Source organism: Paracoccus contaminans (genome assembly GCF_002105555.1).
In the GTDB taxonomy this organism is placed as follows: Bacteria; Pseudomonadota; Alphaproteobacteria; order Rhodobacterales; family Rhodobacteraceae; genus Paracoccus; species Paracoccus contaminans.
In genome coordinates, this window is record NZ_CP020612.1 from 2523247 (window position 1) to 2545626 (window position 22380).

15 protein-coding genes are annotated in these 22380 nt (G+C 67.8%); 6 read left to right on the top strand and 9 right to left on the bottom strand.

What is annotated here, in order from left to right; genetic code table 11:
• Window positions 1-2 precede the first annotated feature (2 nt).
• Window positions 3-425: a tellurite resistance TerB family protein gene (locus B0A89_RS12005; protein ID WP_085378355.1), complete on the bottom strand. Its 423-nt coding sequence runs from the start codon at window positions 423-425 to the stop codon at window positions 3-5.
• 82 nt (window positions 426-507) lie between these two features.
• Between B0A89_RS12005 and B0A89_RS12010 the strand changes: the two genes are divergently transcribed.
• Both B0A89_RS12010 and B0A89_RS12015 read left to right on the top strand, forming a co-directional pair.
• Window positions 508-2088, top strand: coding sequence for a lysine--tRNA ligase (locus B0A89_RS12010; protein WP_085378919.1), 1581 nt, complete (start codon window positions 508-510; stop codon window positions 2086-2088).
• Between the two features lie 123 nt (window positions 2089-2211).
• Window positions 2212-4509 carry a glycosyl hydrolase family 28-related protein gene (locus B0A89_RS12015; protein ID WP_085378356.1) on the top strand — a complete coding sequence of 766 codons (2298 nt, stop codon included), beginning with the start codon at window positions 2212-2214 and terminating at the stop codon, window positions 4507-4509.
• Window positions 4510-4569: 60 nt separating this feature from the next.
• On the opposite strand, the gene B0A89_RS12020 is transcribed toward B0A89_RS12015, so the two are convergent.
• Complete coding sequence (locus tag B0A89_RS12020; protein WP_085378357.1) at window positions 4570-5049, bottom strand: hypothetical protein; 480 nt, start codon at window positions 5047-5049, stop codon at window positions 4570-4572.
• A gap of 154 nt (window positions 5050-5203) precedes the next feature.
• On the opposite strand from B0A89_RS12020, the gene acs reads away from it, so the two are divergent.
• From acs to B0A89_RS12035, 3 genes are all read left to right on the top strand, one after another.
• Window positions 5204-7156 carry an acetate--CoA ligase gene (gene acs, locus B0A89_RS12025; protein ID WP_085378358.1) on the top strand — a complete coding sequence of 651 codons (1953 nt, stop codon included), beginning with the start codon at window positions 5204-5206 and terminating at the stop codon, window positions 7154-7156.
• Between the two features lie 117 nt (window positions 7157-7273).
• Window positions 7274-7582 (top strand): DUF485 domain-containing protein, encoded by a 309-nt coding sequence (locus B0A89_RS12030; RefSeq protein ID WP_085378359.1) that lies wholly within the window; start codon window positions 7274-7276, stop codon window positions 7580-7582.
• Window positions 7579-9321, top strand: a complete 1743-nt coding sequence (locus tag B0A89_RS12035; protein WP_085378360.1) for a cation acetate symporter — start codon at window positions 7579-7581, stop codon at window positions 9319-9321. The genes B0A89_RS12030 and B0A89_RS12035 overlap by 4 nt, the downstream gene beginning before the upstream one ends.
• A 68-nt stretch (window positions 9322-9389) precedes the next feature.
• Here the strand turns inward: B0A89_RS12035 and B0A89_RS12040 are convergent, their stop codons facing one another.
• The 6 genes from B0A89_RS12040 to B0A89_RS12065 all read right to left on the bottom strand — a co-directional run bounded on the left by B0A89_RS12040 (window position 9390) and on the right by B0A89_RS12065 (window position 18076).
• Entirely contained in the window at window positions 9390-9851 is a 462-nt protein-coding gene (locus tag B0A89_RS12040) for a hypothetical protein (RefSeq protein WP_085378361.1), read from the bottom strand.
• 65 nt (window positions 9852-9916) lie between these two features.
• Window positions 9917-10645 carry a TerB family tellurite resistance protein gene (locus B0A89_RS12045; protein ID WP_240558542.1) on the bottom strand — a complete coding sequence of 243 codons (729 nt, stop codon included), beginning with the start codon at window positions 10643-10645 and terminating at the stop codon, window positions 9917-9919.
• Between the two features lie 125 nt (window positions 10646-10770).
• A complete protein-coding gene (wecB, locus tag B0A89_RS12050) occupies window positions 10771-11871 on the bottom strand; it encodes a non-hydrolyzing UDP-N-acetylglucosamine 2-epimerase (RefSeq protein ID WP_085378362.1) in 1101 nt (366 codons plus the stop codon).
• Window positions 11868-12746 carry a sulfotransferase family 2 domain-containing protein gene (locus B0A89_RS12055; RefSeq protein WP_085378363.1) on the bottom strand — a complete coding sequence of 293 codons (879 nt, stop codon included), beginning with the start codon at window positions 12744-12746 and terminating at the stop codon, window positions 11868-11870. The genes wecB and B0A89_RS12055 overlap by 4 nt, the downstream gene beginning before the upstream one ends.
• On the bottom strand, window positions 12746-16579 hold the full coding sequence (locus B0A89_RS12060) for a glycosyltransferase (protein ID WP_157115335.1): 3834 nt from the start codon (window positions 16577-16579) through the stop codon (window positions 12746-12748). Before B0A89_RS12060 ends, B0A89_RS12055 begins: the two co-directional genes overlap by 1 nt.
• Before the next feature lie 120 nt (window positions 16580-16699).
• Window positions 16700-18076: an aminotransferase gene (locus B0A89_RS12065; RefSeq protein ID WP_085378365.1), complete on the bottom strand. Its 1377-nt coding sequence runs from the start codon at window positions 18074-18076 to the stop codon at window positions 16700-16702.
• Window positions 18077-18338: 262 nt separating this feature from the next.
• Here B0A89_RS12065 and miaB point away from each other — a divergent pair, with 262 nt between their 5' ends.
• The gene (gene miaB / locus B0A89_RS12070) at window positions 18339-19646 is read left to right on the top strand and encodes a tRNA (N6-isopentenyl adenosine(37)-C2)-methylthiotransferase MiaB (protein ID WP_085378366.1); all 1308 of its coding nucleotides are present in this window, start codon (window positions 18339-18341) and stop codon (window positions 19644-19646) included.
• Window positions 19647-20102: 456 nt separating this feature from the next.
• On the opposite strand, the gene uvrB is transcribed toward miaB, so the two are convergent.
• Window positions 20103-22292 (bottom strand): excinuclease ABC subunit UvrB, encoded by a 2190-nt coding sequence (gene uvrB, locus B0A89_RS12075; RefSeq protein WP_085378367.1) that lies wholly within the window; start codon window positions 22290-22292, stop codon window positions 20103-20105.
• Between the last annotated feature and the right edge of the window lie 88 nt (window positions 22293-22380).

Below are 22380 nucleotides of genomic sequence, written 5' to 3' on the forward strand. Positions count from 1 at the left end.
CTTCAGGCCCTGCGGTGGCGGGCCTTGGCGGCAAGCTCGATGGCGGCGGCGTGCAAACGGTCCAGCTCAAGCTCCTCGCGCAGTTCGGTCAGCAGGCGCAGTTCGTCGTCGCCCACCCGCCCGTCGGCCGAGGCGACATCGCAGGCCAGCACATAGGCGGTGTCATAGAGCCGCGCCGGCAGCGAGGCGCGGATCAGCGTGAACAGACCGTCGAGGCCGTCCTCATCCTCGAACAGGGTCATCACGGTCTGGGCGACGGCGCGGATGCGTTCAACGTCGTAATCGGCGAATATGGGCGTGTGATCGACGATGCGTTCGATGGCCAGCAGTTCGGCCGTGCGCATCTGCTGGTCCGAGGCGGACACAGCCACCATCACGGCCACCAGTGCGTCACAGGCTGAAAACGAGGGCAGGTCCAGGGTCATCGCGGGCTTTCCGGGCCGAGGGACAGATTGACGCCGCCGGACCTCGCCTTTAGGGGCGAGACCGAACTGACGGAGACGGATGATGACCACCCTGCGCGATGCGGCGATGAATTCCAAGGCCTGGCCCTTTGAAGAAGCGCGCCGGGTACTGAAACGTTACGAGAAGAAGCCCCCCGAAAAGGGCTATGTTCTGTTCGAGACGGGCTATGGCCCATCGGGCCTGCCCCATATCGGCACCTTCGGCGAGGTCGCGCGCACGACCATGATCCGCCGGGCCTTCGAGATTATCTCGGACATTCCGACGCGGCTGTTCTGTTTTTCCGACGACATGGACGGGATGCGCAAGGTGCCCGAGAATGTGCCGCAGCAGGACATGCTGCGCGCGCATCTGCAAAAGCCGCTGACATCGGTGCCCGATCCCTTCGGCGAATATCCCAGCTTTGGCGATCACAACAATGCCATGCTGCGCCGGTTTCTCGACACATTCGGGTTCGAATACGAATTCATCAGCGCGACGGCGTTCTACAAGTCAGGGCAGTTCGACCCGACCCTGCGGCTGGCGGCCGAACGCTATGACGCGATCATGGAAATCATGCTGGCCAGCTTGCGCGAGGAGCGCCAGCAGACCTATTCCTGCTTCCTGCCGATCCACCCCGAAACCGGCCGGGTGCTGTATGTGCCGATCAAGCATGTCGATGCGGCCGATGGCACGATCACCTTCGACGACGAGAGCGGGCGCGAATGGACGCTGCCTGTCACGGGCGGTCAGGTGAAGTTGCAGTGGAAGCCCGATTTCGGCGCCCGCTGGGCGGCGCTGGATGTCGATTTCGAGATGTATGGCAAGGACCATTCCACCAACACCCCGATCTATGACGGCATCTGCGAGGTGCTTGGGGGCCGCAAGCCCGAGCATTTCACCTATGAGCTGTTCCTGGACGACAAGGGCCAGAAGATCAGCAAATCCAAGGGCAACGGGCTGTCGATCGACGAATGGCTGACCTATGCGGCCACCGAAAGCCTGTCCTATTTCATGTATCAAAAGCCCAAGACGGCCAAGCGGATGCATTTCGATGTCATCCCCAAGGCGGTGGACGAATACCACCAGCAGCTGCGCGCCTTTCCCGGCCAGACGCCCGAGCAGCAGCTTGCCAACCCCGTCTGGCATATTCACGGGGGCGATGTTCCCGACTCGAATCTGGCGGTGCCGTTTCAGATGCTGCTGAACCTGGCCGCCGCCTCGGGGGCGCAGGACAAGGAGGGGCTGTGGGGCTTTATCCGCAACTATGCGCCCGACGCCTCGCCCCGCACCCATCCCGACCTTGACGCCGCCGCGGCCTTTGCCGTGCGGTATTTCAACGACTTCGTGGCGCCCGGCCGGAGCTTCCGCGCGCCGAGCGACAAGGAACGCGCGGCGCTGGAGGATCTGGACGGTCGCCTGGCCGCCTGGTCGGGGCCGGCCGATGCCGAGGCGCTGCAGACCATGGTGTTCGCCGTCGGCACCGAACATGGGTTCGAGCCGCTGCGCGACTGGTTCCAGGCGCTGTATCAGGTGCTGCTGGGGGCCGATCAGGGGCCGCGCTTCGGCGGCTTTGTCGCGCTTTATGGCATCCGCGAGACGCGCGCCCTGATCGCGCGCGCCCTGTCCGGCGATCTGGCCGGCTAGGTCCGTTGCCCTTGCGCCCGTTGCGCCGCCCGCCCGGTTAACGGGCCGTCAACGCGGCCGCGGCAGGTTTCCCCCTGTCCGCGGGGTCCGTCACCCTCGCGCCACAGCAGGAGGGACGACCGCATGAACATCGCAATCACCGCCGGGTTGCAGCTGATGCCGCCCGGATTCGCCGGCGGGCTGAATGCCTGGTCGCGCGCCAATGGCCTGTCGGGCGAGCCGACATGGGCGGGGGCGGCCAATGCCGCGATCGTCCCGGCCGACCAGGATTTCGGCACCTGCCTTGAGATCGTCAAGCAGGAGGACGTGACCCGCATCCGCTTCACCGGCGAGACGCCGATCCTGCCGGGCACGTTCCTGCGCGTCTCGGCGCGCGTCAAGCTCGTGGCCGGCAACATGCCCTCGGTCCGTGTGGCGGGCTGGCCGGGAACCGACCAGCGCAAGCAGGTCACGGGCGTCACGACTACCGGGCCTTCGGTCGCGCTGGGGGCCTATGGGAAGGTGGTCGAGGTGTCGGCCATCGTCGCCAACGCCGCGCGCAAGGGCGTTGACATGGGCTGGGGGGCCAGCGCGGCACTGGGCCATCTGGGGCTGGACCTGACCGGGCCGAACGGCGGCGCGGTCAGGATCGAAAGCATCAGGATCGAGGATGTCACCGCCGATTTCGTCCCCGAGATGATCGACTGGGTTGATGTGCGCGATTATGGCGCGATCGGCGACGGGGTGACGGATGACCGCGCCGCCTTCCTGCGCGCCGATGCGGCCGCGGCGGGCGGGCAGGTGCTGGTGCCCGCCGGCACCTATCTGATCGGCGACGACCTGACCATGAACGCGCCCGTGCGCTTTGTCGGCAAGCTGCGCATGGCGCGCACCGCGCGCCTGGGGCTGCGCCGCAACTTTGACCTGCCCAGCTATGCCGACGCCTTCGGGGACGAGACGGAGGGCCTCAAGAAGGCGTTGCAGGCGCTGCTTGATTATTCCGATCACAACATCCTCGACCTGTGCGGCCGCAAGGTGGACCTGACCGAGCCGCTGGTGATCGCCCAGCTGGCGCCCAAGCTTACCTTCTTCGGCAGCCGGCGGGTGCTGGCCAACGGGGAAATCGCGCTTGTGGCCGGACCGGCCTGGGCCTCACGCACGGTGACGTCGGCGGGCACCTATGATCCCGATGACAACCTGCGCCTGACCAATGTCTCGCAGGTCGCCGCGATCGAGGTCGGATCGCGCATCACCGGCCCGGGCGTGGGGCGCGAGGTCTATGTGCGGGCCAAGAACGTGTCGGCCCGCACGCTGACGCTGTCGAACCCGCTGTATGGCGGGGCCGGAACGCGCAACTATTCCTTTATCCGCCGCCCCTATGCCTTCGATTTTTCGGGGGTCGAGCAGGTGGACCGCTTCTACTTCACGAATGTGGAGTTCTCGCTGGGCGGCATCGGCAACGGGGTGATGCTGCCCCCGAACGGAAGCTGGTGGTCGTTCCGCGACTGTTTCTTCACCAAGCCGCTGGACCGCTGCATCACCTCGATCGGGGATGCCTGCCAGGGCATGCTGATCGACCGCAACGAGTTCATGTCGAACGAAACCGACAGCGACGTGCAGTCGCGCACCAGCGTCTGCCTGAACATCAATGCCAATGACGCCAAGATCCGCGACAACCGCGCGGTCCGGTTCGGCCATTTCTGCGTGGCCTCGGGCACCGGGCATCTGATCACGGGCAACCACTGGTTCCAGGGCGACAACAATTCCAGCGGCGGCGTGCGCGTGGCGGGGCTGGTGCTGACCGGGCGCGTGGCGCAGGTCACGATCACCGGCAACTACATCGACAATTCCAGCATCGAGTGGACCAACGAGCATCACCCCTATCCGACAGCGACGACCCCGCAGTCGCCCTTCAACGGGCTGACGATCAGCGGCAACACCTTCCTCAGCTCCAACACGGTGTCGAACTTTTCCTGGATCGTCATCAAGCCCTACGGATCGGGCCAGGTGCTGTCGGGGCTGACGGTCATGGGCAACGTGTTCAAGTCGCTCTATGCCAAGATCGACCGGGTCGAGCGGGTGGATACCAGCTATGCCAACCTCAACATGTCGCGGATGCAGGGCGTGCGGTTCGAGGGCAACACATTCTACGGCGTCCAGACCCCGACCAGCAATCCGCTGTATGTCACCCATACGCAGAACACCGCGGCGTCGCGGTGGGTGGTGTCCACGGCATCGGCGCTGCCCTTCAACGGGCAGTCGCTGAGGGTCGAGGGCGTGGTGTCGCAGGGCACGATCCTGACCGCGACGGGCAAGCGCAACAATGACCTGCCTTCGGTCCAGCTTGCGCAAGGTGCGTCGCGCGATCAGGTGGCGCTGGATTTCTCGACGCCCGTCAAGGGGACGGTCGCGCTCAAGATCCGCATGGACAGCGGCAACTGACAAAACCTGGGCCATGGCTGGCCTTGCGCCCGGCGGTTGCCACCGCCGGGCGTCTTGCCGTCACAGATCGCCCGGCGCGATCACGCTGGCGCGGCCGAAACCCGCATTCAGCAGCCCGCCCCTGATCCGCAGCCGCCAGAAGCGGAAGTCGGGAAGATCCACATACAGCGCCGACCGGGGATCGCGGGCACGCCAGGCGGCCCGCAGATGAGCGGCCTCCGCCAGCGCCGCCAGTTCGGCGCGCACCTGCAGCGACAATCGCGGCTGGGCCAGGATGCTGCCGCGGGACGGCGGAGGCGGCGCGAGCAGCAGCGCCGCGCGCGGATCGCGCATCAGCGCCGCGCTGTGCAGCGCGATCGACGACAGCAGCACCAGCGGAACGCCCGCCGTATCGGTCTGCAAGGCGATGCGCGACGTCATGGGCCAGCCGTTCTCGTCCAGCACCGACAGCACCGCATCGCGCGCCCCGCCCAGGATCCGGCGCGCCAGGGCCAGCGCCTCGGCATCGGCGGGACGATGCGGGCCCGCGCCCCCCGTCATGCGGGCGCGCCCATGCGTTCAGGGATGAACCGCGGAAAAACCATGTGACAAGATTGATGCAAGATCCTAGGCTGGCACAAGCCATTCTGATGCCGCTGTCAGGTTGTCCGGGGGGAGGAGACTGCTCGGGCGCCTGTCTTCAAGGGAGTTTTCGATGTCCCATGCCGCTGCCAGGCACCCGATCCCCCATGGATACGCCAAGGCCCATGTGTCGCCCGAGGATTACCGCGCCCGCTATGCCGAATCGGTGAAGGATCCCGAGACGTTCTGGGGGCGGGAAGGCCGCCGCCTTGACTGGGTCCAGCCCTATACCCGTGTCAAGAACACCGACTTCACCCTGGGCAAGGTGTCGATCCGCTGGTTCGAGGACGGGGTTCTGAATGCCTGCGTCAACTGCGTCGATCGGCACCTGCCGGCCCGCGCCGGGCAGACGGCCATCATCTGGGAACCCGACGACCCCGCCGCGCCCGCGCGCCACATCACCTATGCCGAACTGTCCGACAAGGTGAACCGCATGGCCAATGTCCTGCTCAGCCAGGGCGTGATGCGCGGGGACCGGGTGGTGATCTATCTGCCGATGATCCCCGAGGCGGCCTTTGCGATGCTGGCCTGCGCGCGCATCGGCGCCATCCATTCGATCGTCTTTGCCGGATTTTCCCCCGATGCGCTGGCCAACCGCATCAATGACTGCGGGGCGAAACTGGTCATCACCGCCGACACCGCCCCGCGCGGGGGGCGCAAGACCGCGCTGAAATCCAACACCGATGCCGCATTGCTGCACTGTTCGGACCGGGTGCGCTGTCTTGTCATCAAGCACACCGGCGATCAGACCACCTGGGTGCAGGGGCGCGACGTGGACGTGCTGGCGCTGATGGATCAGGTCAGCCCCGACTGCCCGGCCCGCCCGATGGGGGCCGAGGATCCGCTGTTCATCCTGTATACCTCGGGTTCGACCGGGCGGCCCAAGGGCGTCGTGCATACCACCGGCGGCTATCTGGTCTATGCGTCGATGACGCATCAATGCACCTTCGACTATCAGGACGGCGACGTGTTCTGGTGCACCGCCGATGTCGGCTGGGTCACGGGGCACAGCTACATCGTGTATGGCCCGCTGGCCAATGGCGCGACCACCCTGATGTTCGAGGGCGTGCCGACCTTTCCCGATCCGGGGCGGTTCTGGGCGGTCTGCGAAAAGCACAAGGTCACGCAGTTCTACACCGCCCCGACGGCCATCCGCAGCCTGATGGGGCAGGGGCCGGAATGGGTCGAAAGGCACGACCTGTCCAGCCTGCGCATCCTGGGTTCGGTGGGCGAGCCGATCAACCCCGAGGCCTGGGCCTGGTATGACAAGCATGTGGGCAAGGGCCGCTGCCCGATCGTCGATACCTTCTGGCAGACTGAGACGGGCGGGCACATGATCACCAGCCTGCCCTATGCCATCGAGACAAAGCCCGGGGCCGCGACGCTGCCGTTTTTCGGCGTCAGCCCCGCGGTGCTGGATGCGGCATCCGGCACGGTGATCGAGGGCAACGGGGTCGAGGGCGTGCTGGCCATTTCCGACAGCTGGCCGGGGCAGATGCGCACGTTGTGGGGCGATCACCAGCGTTTCGAGGAAGCCTATTTCCAGCAGTATCCGGGCTATTACTTCACCGGTGACGGCTGCCGGCGCGACGAGGACGGCTATTACTGGATCACCGGCCGCGTCGATGACGTGATCAATGTCAGCGGCCACCGCATGGGCACGGCCGAGGTGGAATCGGCGCTGGTCGCCCATCCCAAGGTCGCCGAGGCGGCGGTGGTCGGCTATCCGCACGACATCAAGGGGCAGGGCATCTATGCCTATGTCACCGTGATGAACGACGTGACGCCCTCGGAGGAGCTGCGGCGCGAGCTGGAGGGCTGGGTGAGGACCGAGATCGGCCCGATCGCCAAGCCCGACCTGATCCAGTGGGCGCCCGGCCTGCCCAAGACGCGCTCGGGCAAGATCATGCGCCGCATCCTGCGCAAGATCGCCGAGAACGACTATGGCAGCCTGGGCGACACCTCGACCCTGGCCGAACCGGCCGTCGTGGATGATCTGATCGACAATCGGATGAACCGGGGCTGAGCCGCTGGCCGGCGCGGGCCTGCCACGCCATGCCGCCATGACATCATCGCGCCCGGCCCCCGATGCCGGGCGGGTGGCGCAGCATGCGCCAGGACGTTCAAGGGAGGGACAGACAAGATGCAAGACACGACGCTGCAACGCATTGCAGCCAGCACGGCCTATCGGCAGTTGCGCAGCCGCAGGCTGCGGTTCGGCTGGACGCTGACGATCGCCCTGCTGGTGGTCTATTACGGTTTCATCGGGATCATCGCCTTTGACAAAAGCCTGTTCGCCGCGCGCATGGGCAGCGGCGTGCTGACCTGGGGCATCCCGGTCGGCTTTGCCGTGATCCTGTTCACCATCGTCATCACGGCGATCTATGTCATGCGCGCCAACGGCGAATATGACGAACTGACCGACCGCATCCGCCGCGAGGCCCTGAAATGAGCCGCGCCCCGATCCTTGGCCGCCTTCTGGGCCTGCCCATCCTGCTGATGCTGCCCTCGCTGGCCAGCGCCGCCGGCGCCATCGAAGGCGAGGTGCGCCGGCAGCCCACCAATTGGACCGCGATCCTCATGTTCGCGGTCTTTGTCGTCTTGACGCTGTTCATCACGCGCTGGGCCGCGGGGCGCACCCGCTCGGCCGCGGATTTCTATACCGCGGGGGGCGGCATATCGGGGTTCCAGAACGGGCTTGCCATTGCCGGCGACTATATGTCCGCCGCATCCTTCCTGGGCATTTCGGCCGCGGTGATGGCCAACGGCTTTGACGGGCTGCTGTATTCCATCGGCTTTCTGGTCGGCTGGCCGCTGCTGACCTTTCTGATGGCCGAACGGCTGCGCAACCTGGGCAAGTTCACCTTTGCCGATGTGGCCGCCTTCCGCTTTGCCCAGACACCCGTGCGGCTGTTTGCGGCCGCCTCGACCCTGGTCGTGGTCGCCTTCTACCTGATCGCCCAGATGGTTGGCGCGGGACAGCTGATCAAGCTGCTGTTCGGGCTGGATTACTGGATGGCCGTGGTCATCGTTGGCGCGCTGATGATGGTCTATGTGCTGTTCGGCGGCATGACGGCGACCACCTGGGTGCAGATCATCAAGGCCTGCATGCTGCTGGGCGGGGCGTCCTTCATGGCCTTCATGGTCATGCAGCGTTTCGGCTTCAGCTTCGAGCGGCTGTTCGCCGAATCGGTGCGCATCAAGGGTGACCTGGCCGCGGCCAATCCCGGCGAGGGCAAACCGCCGCTGACCCCCGAACAGGCCGCCGCTGCGGGGCAGGCGATCATGGCGCCCGGCAGCTTCGTCAAGGACCCGGTCTCGGCCATTTCCTTCGGCATGGCGCTGATGTTCGGCACCGCCGGCCTGCCGCATATCCTGATGCGCTTCTTCACCGTTCCCAGCGCGCGCGAGGCGCGCAAGTCGGTGATGTGGGCAACGATGTGGATCGGCTATTTCTACCTGCTGACCTTCATCATCGGCTTCGGCGCCATCGCCTTCGTGCTGACCAACCCCGGTTTCCTGGACAACACGGGTGCCTTGCAGGGCGGCAACAACATGGCCGCCGTCCACCTTGCCCATGCGGTCGGGGGGAATGTGTTCCTGGGCTTCATCTCGGCGGTGGCCTTTGCCACCATCCTTGCCGTGGTGGCGGGGCTGGCCCTCTCAGGCGCCTCGGCGGTGTCGCATGACATCTATTCCAGCATCATGCGCCAGGGCAATGCCGACAGCGTATCCGAGCTGCGCGTGTCGCGGATCACGACGATCGTGCTGGGGATCATCGCCGTCATCCTCGGCATCGCCTTTGAAAAGCAGAACATCGCCTTCATGGTGTCGCTGGCCTTCGCGGTCGCCGCATCGGCCAACTTTCCGGTGCTGTTCCTGTCGCTGCTATGGCCGGGCATGACCACGCGCGGCGCCGTCATCGGCGGTTTTGTCGGGCTGATCTCGTCGGTGGTGCTGATGGTCCTGTCCCCGCCCGTGTGGGAGGCGACGCTGGGCTATGCCAAGGGCAGCGCGCCGTTCCCCTATACCTCGCCGGCGCTGTTCTCGATGGTGCTGGCCTTCCTGTCGATCTGGCTGTTCTCGGTCACCGACCGCAGCCGCCGCGCCGCGATCGACAAGGCCGGCTATCTTGCGCAGGAGGTGCGGTCTGAAACGGGGATCGGCGCATCCGAGGCATCGGCACACTGAAACCGCGCGCCCCTGACGGGCCAATGACAGCGGCCGGACCCTTGGGTCCGGCCGTTTCACATGGGCGATCACAGCTCGGTCTGCGGTCCCGCCGGCGGCACCAAGGCCGGATCGGCCGGGCCCGGGCCGTCGGGGATGAACCGCGGCAGCTGTTCCAGCGGCGGAGGCGGCGGCGCCGCGGCCTTGCGGCGGATCAGGATATCGCCATTGGGCAGCCGCTCGGGCGGCAGATCATAGTTCCCGATATCGTCCATCAGGGTGCCGAGCTCCTCAAGAACCGGCGAATATTCCGCCATCAGGCCGCCCATGTCGCGGGCCAGCCCTTCCAGATGCGGCTGGGCGCGGCCGAGCAGATTGTCCAGCAGGGCATCAAATCCGCTGCGCCCTTCGGTCCCAGGCCCGCCGGGGGTGGGCAGGGCCGGCGGGGGGGCATCGGCGCGCGGCATCTCGAACGGCGCGGCGGTCTGGGCAATTCCCGTGCCCGCGATGCAGGCCGACAACGCTGCTGCGACGGACAGGCGATGGATCATGGGCAGGATTCCTTTCCAGCATGCCGGATGAACCGGGCTGCGGCCCGGCGGTTCCCGCGCCCTCGTCAGCCGTAGCTCGCCCGGTAGCTTGCCCAGGCCGCGTTGATCGCGCGGGTGCGCGATTCGGCCAGCCGCACCGCCTGTTCGGGCAGGCCATGCGCAATGGCGCGGTCAGGGTGGTTTTCGCGGATCAGCGCGCGATAGCGGGCGCGCGCCTGCTTGATCGGGGTGCCCGGCGCGATGCCCAGCACGTCGCAGGGCGGGCACCCCCCGGCCGTCAGCCGCCGGGCGCGGATGGTCGCCACCGTCCCCGCATCGACGCCGAAGATGCGCGCGACCTCGTCAAGGAACAGCCCCTCGTTCTGGTGCAGATCGCCGGGATCGGCGGTGGCGATGACGTAAAGCCCGTCCAGCACATCCACCAGCACGGGATCGCCGGCTGGGAACATCGCCGCGATCCGCCCCGCCCACAGCTCGAACCCGGCCACGTCGCGGCGGGCTAGGTCAAAGACATGGGCGGCAGCCCGTTCCTCGGTGCGGGGAATCTTGAAGATGCGGCGGAAGGCCGCGACCTCCTCGCGGGCGACGCGGCCATCGGCCTTGGCCAGCTTGGCGCCCAGCGCGATCACCGCGATGGTGAAGGCGACCGAGCGTTCGGGCGGCACCGCCGCCCGCGGCCGCCCGATCAGCGCCGCCATCCGGTCGCCGATGCGCTGCCAGAAACCGCGCGGCGCGGGCAGGTGCGGCGTGCCGTCCGGGTTTGTCGGGCGATGGGAATGGGCCATGTCGTCCATGCCGCCAGCCTTACCCGCATGGCCTGCGGGGTAAAGCCGAAACCCGGCCGGGGCGCCTTGCACGCGGCGTGCCATGCCCGGCAGGATATGGTGGCGCCGCCCCTGCGGTGGGCGCCGCGCCTGCCTTATGCCAGGCCCGCACGCAGCGCCGCGACGATGCGGCCCGCCGCCTGCCCGTCGCCATAGGGCGATTCCCGCCGCGCCATGGCCGCATAGGCGGCCGGGTCGTCCAGCAGCTGCTGCGCCGCGGCGCGGATCGTCTCGGCTTGCGTGCCCACCAGGCGGGTCACCCCGGCGCTGACCGCCTCGGGGCGTTCGGTCGTCTCGCGCAGGACCAGAACCGGCTTGCCGAGGGCGGGCGCTTCTTCCTGCACACCGCCCGAATCGGACAGGATCAGCGTTGCCCCCATCATGGCGCCGACAAAGGCGGTGTAGTCCAGCGGCTCGCACAGGATCACGCGGTCATGGCCCGACAGGCGCGCATTCACCGACCCGCGCACGGCCGGGTTGTGATGGACCGGCAGAACCATCTGCAGATCGGGGTTGTCGTTCATCAGCCGTTCCAGCGCGTCCAGGATGCGTCCAAGCGGCGCGCCGAAGTTTTCGCGCCGGTGCAGCGTCACCAGCAGCGTCCTGCGCGCCGGGTCCAGCGCCAGCCCGCTGTCGGGATCGGTCGCCGCGACCATGTGCAGCGCGTCGATCACCGTATTGCCGGTGACGTGGATGCTGTCGGGGGCATAGCCTTCGGCCAGCAGCCGGTCCGCGGCAAGCCGCGTCGGGGCGAAATGCCAGCGCGTGAGGTGGCTGGCGACGACGCGGTTCATCTCCTCGGGGAAGGGGTTGGACAGATCGCCCGTCCGCAGCCCCGCCTCGACATGGCCGAAGGGGATGCGGGCATAGAAGGCCGCCAGGGCCGTGGCCAGAACCGTGGTCGTGTCGCCCTGCGCAAGGATCGCATCGGGCTGTTCGGCCGCCAGAACCTCTTCAAGGCGCAGCAGCAGGCGGCCGGTCAGCCCGGTCAGGGACTGGCCCGGCTGCATGATGTCCAGGTCGATGTCGGGGGTGATGCCGAAGACGGCCAGCACCTGATCGAGCATCTGCCGATGCTGGGCCGTTGCCAGAACCCGGCATTCTAGGTCGGGCTGGGCCTGCAGGGCGCGGATGACGGGGGCCATCTTGATCGCCTCGGGCCGGGTGCCGACGGTGACGAGGATGCGCTTTGTCATGGCCGGTGGTCGCTTTCGATCAGGGCGCAGGCGCGTTCATACAGCGCCAGATCCTGCGCATTGGCAGCCTCGAACCGGCGGCGCAGCCCGGCCGGCAGCGAGGAAAGCAGCGCCTCGACACGCTGGGGGGTGGGCGCGCGGGGGGCCTCGGTGACGTTCTTGCGGGTATCGGGCGGGATCGACAGCGTGATCGCGTGATCCTGGTCGAGGATGCGGGCAAAGCGGGCGACATCGGCATCAAAATGCTCGGTCCGGCCCAGCAGCTCGACCCCCGACAGCGTCCGCAGCGCCGTGCCCAGGTCATATTCCATTCCCGTTGCGGTGCGGCGCTGGGCCGGGCGCATCCGGTAGGGGCTGGAAAAGAACCGCACCTGGGCGTTGGAGACGTTGCCGATCTCGGCCGGGCTGCCCAGGCAGTGATCCAGCCAATCGGCAAAATCAAGGTGCCGCGCCGCCACCCCGGTCGAGGTCACGTCGATCTGGGCGGCAAGCTCCTCGGGCAGGTTCAGGGCGCGCAGGGCGGCGGGCTGCGCCTCGGGGGGCAGCGCGGCGACAGGGGTGCCGTCGCCCGTTTCCGGGCCGCGCTTGAAGCGGTAGACCGAGGCGATCCGCAGGAAGGGGTTGCGCAGGAAGATGGCCGACAGCGTGCGGTAATCGACCGAGGATGGCGGCGGCAGGACGATCTGGTGCGAGGAGAACGCGACCGCGCCGGGGCGGCGCATGATCGTGCGGTCAAGCTGTTCCTGGTCGATCACGAAGAAGGGATAGGGGCCGTCGAAGACCTCGTGCCGGTCGCCGAAGCTGTGGCTCAGCACATGGTCGAAGGACGTGCCGGCATTCTTGTAGATGTGGTAATGCAGGATGACGGTGCGCATCACAGCGTCCCGTCCGGCCGGCCGTCACGATAGCGGTGGGGCACCCATGGACCCCAACGCTGCTCGAACAGGGCCTTGTTGCGGTCGAACAGCGCCTGCTTTTCACCCGAGGGCAGCGCATCGAAGGTGGCCGACAGGTGATGATGGCAGAAGGCATCCTCGGCCAGGGCGATGTCCAGACCGGCGGCGCGAAAGGTCGCGCAGTGATCGTCATCCTCGAACATGCCGCGGCCATAGATCTCGGGCAGATCGCCCAAGCGGTCCAGGTCGGCACGGCGGAACATGGCGCAGAAATAGGCGCAGACCCGCATGGGCGTCCACTGGCCGCGATGGCCGGTGGCCAGCGCGCGGGCGGCGCGGGCCATCTCGTCCATGTCGGCATAGTTTATGGCGATTCGCGCCTCGTTGCCGATGTTGTTGGTCATCGGGCCGACGATGCCGATGTCCGGGTTGCGCTGCAGATGCCGCACCATCGCCAGCAGCGCGCCGGGCGCAAGGAAGGTGTCGTTGTTCAGAAGCAGGACATATTCGCCCGTCGCGGCCGCGATGCCCCGGTTGTTGCCGCGGGCAAAGCCGAGATTCTCGCCATTCTCGACCAGGGTGATGCGCCCGTCCTGCGCGGCGCGCTCGCGCAGCACGTCCAGCACCGCGGGCGAGGAGCCGTTGTCGACCAGCACCACCTCAAGCGCGGGATAGACCTCGCCCTTGCCCAGCATCGCGTGCAGCGTGGCCAGCGTCATGGCCGTGTCCTCGCCGTAATGCAGCACGATCACCGACAGCTTCGGCTCGCGCGCGATTTCGGCCAGGATGTCGGCGGCGCGGAAACGCCAGTCGTTGTCCAGCGCATATTGCCGCAGGCGCTGGCCGAAGGCCGCATCGCGCGCCAGCGGCGCGGCCCGGCGGATCTGCTGGGCAAAGCGGGCGGCATCGCCCGCGCGGAACACCAGATCGCCCGCCCGGTCCAGTTCCGGCAGCGCGGTCGAGACGGTCGGCCGCATCACCGCCGAATATTCATAGAACTTGACCGGATCGCAGGCCTTGATGATCGGCAGCAGGCGGAAGGGGATCGTCAGCACATCCATCTGCCGGTGGAAGGCGGGCACATCGGCATAGGGGATTTCGCCATGCAGGGTGACATTGGGCAGATCGCCGAGGCGCAGCGGCCGTTCGGCGGAAACCGCCCCGCACAGGTGGATGTCGAAATCCGGATTCTCGCGCGCGACCCGTTCCAGCAGGTCCACGTCGAACCATTCGGCGATCGCACCGACATAGCCGACGCGGATCGCGCCCTCGCGCAACTTGCCGGCCAGCCATTCGGGCGGCGCGCCCCCATCCTCGTCATTGACGAAGTGGCTGACATCGGTGCCGTTGCGCACCATCGTCACCGGGCGCATGGGGGCGAACTTGTCGTGCAGATACTGCGAGCTGACCAGCATCTTGTCGGCCCGCGCGATCATGTCCAGCTCGGCCTCGAGAACATGCGGCTCGGTGTTGGAAAAGCCGCCGATGTCGTCCATGCAGTCGAAGGTGATCTGATATTCGGGCGACAGATGCCGGGCGAGGTTCCACCAGTAGGGATGCTCGACGATCACGTGACTGACGGCCGAGGCGCCCACCTCGTCGGCCAGGGCGTGGAAATGATCGACCCAGGCACGGGCCTGCGCCGGCGTGGGAACGCCGCCATAGGCCTTCAGCCCCCGCATCCCCCGGCCCGGCAGGCGGATGACCTGCACGCCCGGCGACACCGGCCGGGCCGAGCCTGAACCGGGGTTCTGTTCCATCTCGAGATAGAAGACGCGGTGCCCGGCCGCCGCCATCTCGGTCGCCAGGTGCTGCGGGCGCTGGGTGCGGAAATCCCAGTTGATGATGGACAGCACGAAGATGTCGGGCTTGTCACCCGCGCGGGGCGGAACCTCGGCATATCCCTTTGCGGCGATGGGGGGCGGGGGCAGCGGCGCGAAGGCCAGCCCGCGCGGGATCCCGCCCGGAACCGGCAGTTGCCGCTTGATCCGTTCAACGAGGTGGCCCGGCACGATGCTGCGCAGCGTCCGCCCGCCAAGGCCGTAAAGCCTGCGGTAGATCGGCTTGAGGACCGTCCTGCGTTCCCGTTCCAGCCATGCGGCGGTTTCGGCAAGGGTCCGTTCGGTTGCTTCGATATGCGCGCTGGCCTGCGCCAGCTGTTCTTCAAGCGCAAGGATCGTTTCCTGGCGCTGTTCGGCCAGATCGGTCATCTCGTCGCGCTGGGTCTCGGTGGCGCGCAGCGTGCCGGCCATCGCGGCTCTCACCTCGTCGCGCTGTGCCTCGGCTGCGGTGATGCGCTGTGCGGCGGCGGCGGCGGCCTCGTCGCGCTGTGCCTCGGCGGCGGCGATGCGGCTGGCGGCAAGGGCCAGCGCCTCGTCACGCTGCGCCTCGGTGGCGCGCAGCATTTCGGACAGGCGGGCGCTGGCCTCGTCGCGCTGTGCCTCGGCGGCGGCGATGCGGCTGGCGGCAAGGGCCAGTGCCTCGTCGCGCTGCGCCTCGGTGGCGCGCAGCGTGCCGGTCATCGCGGCTCTCACCTCGTCGCGCTGTGCCTCGGCTGCGGTGATGCGCTGTGCGGCGGCGGCGGCGGCCTCGTCGCGCTGTGCCTCGGCGGCGGCGATGCGGCTGGCGGCAAGGGCCAGTGCCTCGTCGCGCTGCGCCTCGGTGGCGCGCAGCATTTCGGACAGGCGGGCGCTGGCCTCCTCGCGCTGGGCCTCGGCTGCGGCGATGCGCTGTGCGGCGGCGGCGGCGGCCCGGTCGCGCTGCGCCTCGGCGGCGGCGATGCGCTCGGCCCCAAGGGTGGCCATCTCGTCACGCTGCGCCTCGGTCGCCCGCAGCGCCTCAGCCATGGCGGCGGCGGTTTCGTCACGCTGTGCCTCGGTTGCGGCAAGCCGCTGGCCAAGGTCGCGCGCCCAGCGTTCCTGCCGGGCCAGCGCCTCGGCCCGGCGGCGATGGTGGGGGGCATGCGCCGCCTCGATCTGCCGGGCAAGGGCCGCAAGGCCGTCCAGCCGCTGCCGCCAGGGCGCAAGCGAGGCGGCATCGGGCACCGAGCCTTCGCGCGCCGCGCCGGCAAGCTCGGCGAACAGATCGCGCGCCAGATCGGCAATGGCGCCCTGCGGGCGGGGGGCCGAGGCGCCGTGGACAGCATCGGGCAGGAAGCGTTCGGCAATCACCTGCCCAGGATCGGGCACCGGCCCGGCGCCGGGCGCCCCGGCCGTTCCGTCCAGCGCGGCGATCCGCGCCAGGGTGGGGGCGGGATCGGCCGTCCAGTCGGGAAACAGCACCAGCGCCCGCGGCAGGCCCTGCGAGCCTTCCAGGGCGGCAAGCGTGTATTCGCACCAGCTCAGGATCGCCGCATCGGTGCCCGTTCCATCGCGGCGCGACAGGGACCAGGCGACCTCGGCCGGATCACGCAGGGCAATGAGCGCCGCCAGCCGCACCCTGCGGGCCTGCGCCCAGTCGCGCCACAGCGGCAGCGTCAGCGACAGCCGCGGATCCTTGACCATCACCCGGCCCGCCGCGCCGAAGCTGGCCCCCATCGCCGTGTCGATGGCATCAAGCCAGTTGGCGGCGGGCGGCAGGTCAAGGGGGCCGACACGGTTCCAGACTGCCCCCAGGCTGGTCAGGATCGCCTCGTTCAGCGCCACGACGGCCTGCGGCTCGAAATGGCCGCGCGGGTTGTCATCGGCCGGCCCGCCGCTGTCGCGCGGCAGGGCATAGCCCAGCGCACCGCAGCATTCGCCCAGAAAGGACGTGCCGCTGCGATGCATTCCGGCGACCAGAAGGGCGGATGAGGGCAGGGACAAAGGCGTCAACCGATACAGGGGAACAGCAAGCCGCCTGTTAGCCCGGCGCCCCCGGCCCGGTCAACCGCAAGGCGACGGGACCCGGCGGCTGCGCCTGCCGCCGGGCGGATGCGCCGTGGGTGTGCGCGATCAGATCACGCCTTCGGCCCGCAGGCCGTCAAAGACCTGCGCCAGCGCCCCGTCGAGCTTGTCGAACATCTCGTCCATCTGCTCATCCGTCAGGATGAAGGGCGGGCACAGCACGATCGACTGGCCCAGCGGGCGGCAGATCAGCCCCATGTCGGTGCAGGTGTTGGCGATGCGCTCGCTGACCGACAGGGTGCCGGGGAACGGCTCCTTGGTTTCAGGGTTCCTGACCGCCTCGAGCGCCCACATATAGCCGACGCCCCGCAGCTCGCCGATATTCTCGTGCTTTTGCAGGATGCGGCGCAGCCCGGCCTCCATCCGCGGGGCGCCCTTGACGACATTCTCGGCCAGCCCCTCGTTCATCACCACGTTGATCGCCTTGAGCGCGATGGCGCAGCCGACCGGATGGCCCGAGGCGGTGAAGCCATGCGGGAATTCCTCGATCGGGGCGATGGCGGCATCCAGGCGATCGGACAGCTCCGGCCCCAGGATCACCGCGCCCATGGGGAAAAGCCCGGCCGTCAGGTTCTTGGAGCTGATGATCGCGTCGGGGACAAAGCCATAGGTCTGGCAGCCCCAGGTATTGCCGGTCCGGCCAAAGCCGCAGATCACCTCGTCCGAGATCAGCGGGATGCCGTGCCGCTTCAGGATCGGCTGGATCGCCTGGAAATAGCCCTGTGCCGGGGGGATCACCCCGCCCGCGCCCTGCACCGGCTCGGCAAAGAAGCCGGCGATGGTGTCCGCGCCCTCGCGCGCGATCGTCGCCTCAAGCTCGGCCGCGAGGCGCTGGACAAACTCGGCCTCGGACTCGCCGGGGTTGCCCTCGCGCCAGAAATGCGGACAGGTCAGGTGGATGAAGCCGTCCAGCGGCAGGCCGAACACCTCGTTATAGGGCTTGCCGGTCATGCTGGCGCTGACGGCGGTGACGCCGTGATAGGCGTTCCAGCGGGTCAGGATCTTGCGACGTTCCGGCTTGCCCTCGGCCCGGTGCAGGAACCACAGCATCTTGACCATGGTGTCGTTCGCCTCGGACCCCGAGTTTGTGTAGAACACCTTGCCGCGTTCAAAGGGCGACACCTCGACCAGCTTTTCCGACAGCATCACGGTCTGGTCGGACATGCGCCCGAAAAAGGCGTGATAGCCGGGAAAGCGGTCATACTGCGCCTTGGCGGCCTCGATCAGGCCCTTGTGGTCAAAGCCGGCGACCATGTTCCACAGGCCCGAATTGGCGTCGAGCCACCGGCGCCCTTCGGTGTCAAAGACATACGGGCCCTCGCCATGGGTCAGCACGATCGTCCCGCGCCGCTGGACGCTGGGCAGGTCGGTGAAGCCATACATCGAATATTCCTCGGCCCGCGCCGACCAGCTTTTATCGTCCATGGTGGAAACCTCCGTTTGCGCGGCAGGCTATCCGGGCGGATCGCCGGGTTCAACGCCGTGCGCGGCGGCGGAATGGCGGATGGCGCGGGCAGGGTGCCGGGCGGGGGCCGTGCCGCGGCGTGCCTGCGACGGGCAGCCGGTGATCTGGGATCGCTCGGGGCCATTGCCCGCGGCCTTGGCGTCAGGGCCGCCAACGGCTTTCCCCTTGGGGGGCTTTCTGCTATCAGCGTGTATCCGACACGATCCCTCCCCGAAAGCCGCCATGACCGACCAGACGCCCAAACGGCTGTTCATCAAGACCTATGGTTGCCAGATGAACGTCTATGACAGCCAGCGCATGGCCGAGGCGATGGGGGCCGAGGGCTATGTGGAAACCGACCGCCCCGAGGATGCCGACATGGTGTTGCTGAACACCTGCCACATCCGCGAAAAGGCGGCAGAAAAGCTGTATTCCGACCTGGGCCGGCTCAAGCCGCTCAAGGCCGAACGGCCCGATCTGAGGATCGGGGTCGCGGGCTGCGTCGCGCAGGCCGAGGGCGAGGAGATCATCCGCCGGATGCCGCTCGTCGATCTGGTGGTCGGCCCGCAGGCCTATCACCGCCTGCCGGCCATGGCGCGGGGGCAGGGCCCGGCGGTGGACACCGATTTTCCGGCCGAGGACAAGTTCGACCACCTGCCGCAGCGGCGCGCCACCCGCCGCGCCCCGGCTGCCTTCCTGACGGTGCAGGAAGGATGCGACAAGTTCTGCGCCTTCTGCGTCGTGCCCTATACACGCGGGGCCGAGGTCAGCCGCCCCGCCGCCCGCATCCTGGCCGAGGCGCGCGATCTGGTCGCCCGCGGCGTGCGCGAGATCACTCTGCTGGGCCAGAACGTCAACGGCTGGCATGGCGACGGGCTGTCCGGCTTTGGCGGGCTGATCCGGGCGCTGGCGGCGATCGAGGGGCTTGACCGCATCCGCTATACGACCAGTCACCCCAATGACATGGCCGACGACCTGATCGAGGCGCATCGCGACATCGCGCAACTGATGCCCTATCTGCACCTGCCGGTGCAATCTGGGTCTGACCGCATCCTGAAGGCGATGAACCGCCGCCATACCGCCGAGCAGTATCTGCGCCTGATCGACCGCATCCGCGCGGCGCGCCCCGACATCATGCTGACCTCGGATTTCATCGTCGGCTTTCCGGGCGAGATAGACGAGGATCATGCCGCAACCCTGCGGCTGGTCGAACAGGTCGGCTTCGGCAGCGCCTTTTCCTTCAAGTATTCGCCGCGTCCGGGCACACCCGCCCATGGCCGGCCGCTGGTCGATGACAGCATTGCCGATGCGCGGCTGCAGGAGCTGCAGGCGCTGCTGACGCGCCAGCAAAGGGCGGCGCAGGAAGGCATGATCGGCCGCAGGCTGGGCGTGCTGTTCGAAAAGCCGGGCCGGTTGCCGGGCCAGATGGTGGGCAAGTCGGATTATCTGCATTCGGTCTTTGTCCATGCCCCGCAGGCCCGGCCCGGCGATCTGGTGCAGGTGCGCATCAGGGCCAGCGCCCCGAATTCGCTTGAGGGCGAACTGGCCTGATCCCCCGCGCCGCGCCCGCGAGCGGACCGGCGGTCTGTGCGTCATGCAGCCGTCAGCCCCGGCCCGAGCTTGCGGAGGCGCGGATCAGCGGGTGCGCAAGGGGCGCGGGCGACCAGGCGCTGGCACGAGGAAACAGGATTACGGCCGCGCCTGCAGTGCCGGGAAAGAACCGGGCCGGATGCGTCCGGGCAACGAGACCGGGAAAGGGGCGGGGCGGCGCCGCGCCTGATTGCCGCGCGATCCATGGGCGCGGAGGATTGTCCTTCAGGCCGCCACACGCCGACAGGGCCTTTCCGCAACAGAGCGGCTGCATTCATCCGGCCTGGGCGGGGCAGCGGCCCGGCCCCATGATCTTCAGCCCGCCTGCGCCTGCATGGCGTCAGCAGTGATCGCAAAATCAGCCGCCCGGTCGCCAGGGGACAGCCTTGGTGCCGGCGGGGTGCCGCTTACAGGCGCTTATCCCCGCCGCTTGCTACGCTTGTTGCCGCCGCGCTGGCCGGCGCGGCCGGCGGTCGACCGGCCCTGCGCGCGGGTGGCCGCCTCGGCCGCTTCCTCCACCACCGATTGGCGGGCCAGGGGATCGTCGGCGATGGTCAGCTCGACCGCCTCAAGCCGCTTGACCTCGTCGCGCAGGCGGGCTGCCTCCTCGAATTCGAGGTTCTCGGCCGCCTTGCGCATCTGCACCCGCAGCGCGTCAAGATGCGCGGCGAGGTTCGATCCGACCAGCGGCTTGCCCACCTTGGTCGTGACCCGCGCCTGATCCGTGTCGCCCTGCCACAGGCCGGCCAGCACATCCTCGACATTCTTGCGAACGGTCGTGGGGGTGATGCCATGCGCCTCGTTATAGGCGATCTGCTTGGCGCGGCGGCGTTCGGTTTCCGCCATCGCGCGTTCCATGCTGCCGGTGATGTGGTCGGCATACATGATGACCCGCCCGTCCGCGTTCCGCGCTGCCCGCCCGATCGTCTGGATCAGCGAGGTTTCCGACCGCAGGAATCCTTCCTTGTCGGCATCGAGGATCGCCACCAGCCCGCATTCGGGGATATCCAGCCCCTCGCGCAGCAGGTTGATGCCGACCAGCACGTCATAGGCGCCAAGGCGCAGGTCGCGCAGGATCTCGATTCGCTCGATCGTGTCGATGTCGCTGTGCATGTAGCGCACGCGGATGCCCTGTTCGTGCAGATATTCGGTCAGATCCTCGGCCATGCGCTTGGTCAGCGTCGTGACCAGCGTGCGATAGCCCTGCGCCGAGACCTTGCGCACCTCGTCGAGCAGGTCGTCCACCTGCGTCTCGACCGGCCTGATCTCGATCACCGGGTCCAGCAGGCCGGTGGGGCGGATGACCTGTTCGGTAAAGACGCCGCCCGCCTGGTCCATCTCCCACTGCGCGGGGGTGGCGGAGACGAACACCGATTGCGGGCGCATCGCGTCCCATTCCTCGAACTTCAGCGGGCGGTTGTCCATGCAGGAGGGCAGGCGGAAGCCGTGCTCGGCCAGCGTGAACTTGCGCCGGAAGTCGCCCCGATACATCGCGCCGATCTGCGGCACGCTGACATGGCTTTCGTCGGCAAAGACGATGGCGTTGTCGGGGATGAACTCGAACAGCGTCGGCGGCGGCTCGCCCGGCGCGCGGCCGGTCAGATAGCGGCTGTAGTTCTCGATGCCGTTGCAGACGCCGGTCGCCTCCAGCATCTCAAGATCGAAATTGGTGCGCTGCTCGAGCCGCTGGGCCTCCAGCAGCTTGCCCTCATCGGTCAGCTGTTTCAGCCGGATCTGAAGTTCGGCCCGTATCCCCTTGATCGCCTGCTGCAATGTCGGGCGGGGCGTGACATAGTGGCTGTTGGCATAGATGCGGATCTGCTTGTAATCGGCCTCGCGCGCGCCGGTCAGGGGATCGAACTCGGTGATCGATTCCAGTTCGTTGCCGAAAAAGGAAAACCGCCAGGCGCGATCCTCGAGGTGGGCAGGCCAGAGCTCGACCACATCGCCGCGCACGCGGAAGGCGCCGCGCTGAAAGGCGGTGTCCAGGCGCTTGTATTGCTGGGCGACCAGTTCGCCGATGAACTGGCGCTGGTCATAGGACTGGCCCACCACCATGTCCTGGGTCATGGCCGAATAGGTTTCGACCGAGCCGATGCCATAGATGCAGCTGACCGAGGCGACGATGATGACATCGTCCCGCTCCAGCAGCGCGCGCGTGGCGCTGTGGCGCATGCGGTCGATGGCCTCGTTGATCTGCGATTCCTTCTCGATGTAGGTGTCCGACCGGGGCACATAGGCCTCGGGCTGGTAATAGTCATAGTAGCTGACGAAGTATTCGACCGCGTTCTCGGGGAAGAAGCCCTTGAATTCGCCGTAAAGCTGGGCAGCCAACGTCTTGTTGGGCGCAAGGATGATGGCGGGGCGCTGGGTTTCCTCGATCACCTTGGCCATGGTGTAGGTCTTGCCGGTGCCTGTGGCGCCCAACAGCACCTGGTCCCTCTCGCCCGCCCGCACGCCTTGCGACAGGTCGGCGATGGCGGTCGGCTGATCGCCTGCGGGCCGGAATTCGCTTTGCATGACGAAACGCCGCCCCCCTTCCAGCTTGGGGCGGCGGATCGTTTCCGCCATCAGCGGCATGGGGGCGTTGGTATTGTTGTGGGCCATCGGAAACCTGCGCGCGGGAACAGCAAAGGGTGGGGTGCCCGGCGGGTGATTGCAAGGCGGGGGCAGCCGCCTGCCTTGGACGGCCGCC

Coding starts and splice junctions, on each gene's coding strand:
- B0A89_RS12005 (WP_085378355.1), bottom strand. CDS start 425: ATGACCCTGGACCTGCCCTCGTTTTCAGCCTGTGACGCACTGGTGGCC.
- B0A89_RS12010 (WP_085378919.1), top strand. CDS start 508: ATGACCACCCTGCGCGATGCGGCGATGAATTCCAAGGCCTGGCCCTTT.
- B0A89_RS12015 (WP_085378356.1), top strand. CDS start 2,212: ATGAACATCGCAATCACCGCCGGGTTGCAGCTGATGCCGCCCGGATTC.
- B0A89_RS12020 (WP_085378357.1), bottom strand. CDS start 5,049: ATGACGGGGGGCGCGGGCCCGCATCGTCCCGCCGATGCCGAGGCGCTG.
- acs (WP_085378358.1), top strand. CDS start 5,204: ATGTCCCATGCCGCTGCCAGGCACCCGATCCCCCATGGATACGCCAAG.
- B0A89_RS12030 (WP_085378359.1), top strand. CDS start 7,274: ATGCAAGACACGACGCTGCAACGCATTGCAGCCAGCACGGCCTATCGG.
- B0A89_RS12035 (WP_085378360.1), top strand. CDS start 7,579: ATGAGCCGCGCCCCGATCCTTGGCCGCCTTCTGGGCCTGCCCATCCTG.
- B0A89_RS12040 (WP_085378361.1), bottom strand. CDS start 9,851: ATGATCCATCGCCTGTCCGTCGCAGCAGCGTTGTCGGCCTGCATCGCG.
- B0A89_RS12045 (WP_240558542.1), bottom strand. CDS start 10,645: ATGGACGACATGGCCCATTCCCATCGCCCGACAAACCCGGACGGCACG.
- wecB (WP_085378362.1), bottom strand. CDS start 11,871: ATGACAAAGCGCATCCTCGTCACCGTCGGCACCCGGCCCGAGGCGATC.
- B0A89_RS12055 (WP_085378363.1), bottom strand. CDS start 12,746: ATGCGCACCGTCATCCTGCATTACCACATCTACAAGAATGCCGGCACG.
- B0A89_RS12065 (WP_085378365.1), bottom strand. CDS start 18,076: ATGGACGATAAAAGCTGGTCGGCGCGGGCCGAGGAATATTCGATGTAT.
- miaB (WP_085378366.1), top strand. CDS start 18,339: ATGACCGACCAGACGCCCAAACGGCTGTTCATCAAGACCTATGGTTGC.
- uvrB (WP_085378367.1), bottom strand. CDS start 22,292: ATGGCCCACAACAATACCAACGCCCCCATGCCGCTGATGGCGGAAACG.